The organism is Kribbella sp. NPDC050281, assembly GCF_040655855.1.
Lineage (GTDB): Bacteria > Actinomycetota > Actinomycetes > Propionibacteriales > Kribbellaceae > Kribbella.
The window spans coordinates 1-1,321 of sequence record NZ_JBFAKS010000108.1; the positions used below are offsets into that span (position 1 = coordinate 1).

The 1,321-nt window shown below is 70.3% G+C and carries 2 protein-coding genes; one reads left to right on the forward strand and one right to left on the reverse strand.

The genetic code is table 11. From position 1 onward, the window contains the following. The coding region (locus AB0I34_RS44145) for an amidase family protein (RefSeq protein ID WP_360458741.1) at positions 1-430 on the forward strand (430 nt) is incomplete at its 5' end. On the opposite strand, the gene AB0I34_RS44150 is transcribed toward AB0I34_RS44145, so the two are convergent. After that, entirely contained in the window at positions 427-1,260 is an 834-nt protein-coding gene (locus AB0I34_RS44150; RefSeq protein ID WP_360458744.1) for an undecaprenyl-diphosphate phosphatase, read from the reverse strand. The two genes, AB0I34_RS44145 and AB0I34_RS44150, sit on opposite strands and share 4 nt — an antisense overlap. Positions 1,261-1,321: the final 61 nt, after the last annotated feature.

The following is a 1,321-nucleotide window of genomic DNA, read 5'->3' on the forward strand; positions in this document are numbered from 1 at the left end:
CCTGGACCGCGCCCGCCTGGAGCGCCGCAGCCGCGCCCTCGGCCGGGCCGGACGGGTGCTGGCCAGGCTCTCCCTCGACGGCACGAAGGGCAGGGAACGCTGGAGCGGCTACGGCGCCGACCGCTGGTTCGGCGACGCGGACGTGCTCATCACCCCGACGCTGGCCGCGGTGCCGCCCCGGGCCGACGGGTGGGCACAGCGGGGCCTGTTCAGCAACGTGCTGGCCAACGCCAGGTACGCGCCGGCGACGGGCCCGTGGAACATGTGCGGCTGGCCGGCGCTGTCGGTGCCGATCGCCACCCACTCGACGGGCCTGCCGATCGCCGTGCAGCTCATCGCGCCGCCCGGCGGCGAACCCCACCTGCTCGGCCTCGCCGCCCAGCTGACCACCGCGCATCCGGCGGTGCGCCCGCCGGGCTACTCGCTCTAGCCGGGCAGGGGCGAGATCCAGCCCAGCGCGATGCACAGGAAGATGAACGCCCCAAGCGCGATCCGGTAGATGACGAAGCCGGTGAAGCGGTGGGTGCTGATGTAGCGCAGGAACCAGGCCACGGCCGCGTAGCCGACCACGAACGAGATGATCGTGGCCAGGATCGTCGGGCCCCACGCGGGCGCCTGGCCCTCGCCGATCTCGGTCAGCTCCAGCAGGCCCGACGACAGCACCGCCGGGATGGCCAGCAGGAAGGAGTACTTGGCCGCGTCCTCGCGCCGGTAGTCGAGCAGGAGGCCGGCGGTGATGGTGCCGCCGGAGCGGGAGACTCCGGGGATCAGGGCCAGCGACTGGGCGAAGCCGTACACGATGGCGTGGGTGAAGCTGAGGTGCTTCTCCAGCGTGAGCTTGTTGCGGGCGGTGCGGTCGGCGAACCACAGGATGATCGCGAAGACGATGAGCGTGGTGGCGATGATGCGCAGGTCGCGGAAGACGGTCTCGATCTCGGTCTTGAACAGCAGGCCGAGCATGCCGATGGGGAGCGAGCCGACGATGATGAACCAGCCCATCCTGGCGTGGAACGCGCCGCGCAGGGCGGGTGTCCACAGGGAGCGGGTCCAGGTGGAGACGATCTCCCAGATCTCCTTGCGGAAGTAGATCAGGACCGCGGTCTCGGTGCCGAGCTGGATCACCGCGGTGAAGGCGGCGCCCGGGTCGTCCCAGCCGACGAGTTCGGAGACGACGCGGATGTGTGCGCTGGAGGAGATCGGGAGGAACTCCGTCAGGCCCTGGATCAGGCCCAGGACCACAGCTTCGAGCCAGCCGATCACGCGTATACCCTCCCACGCCCGTCTCTTTGACGAAGCGAGGTTATCGGTCGTTGGGGTTGGG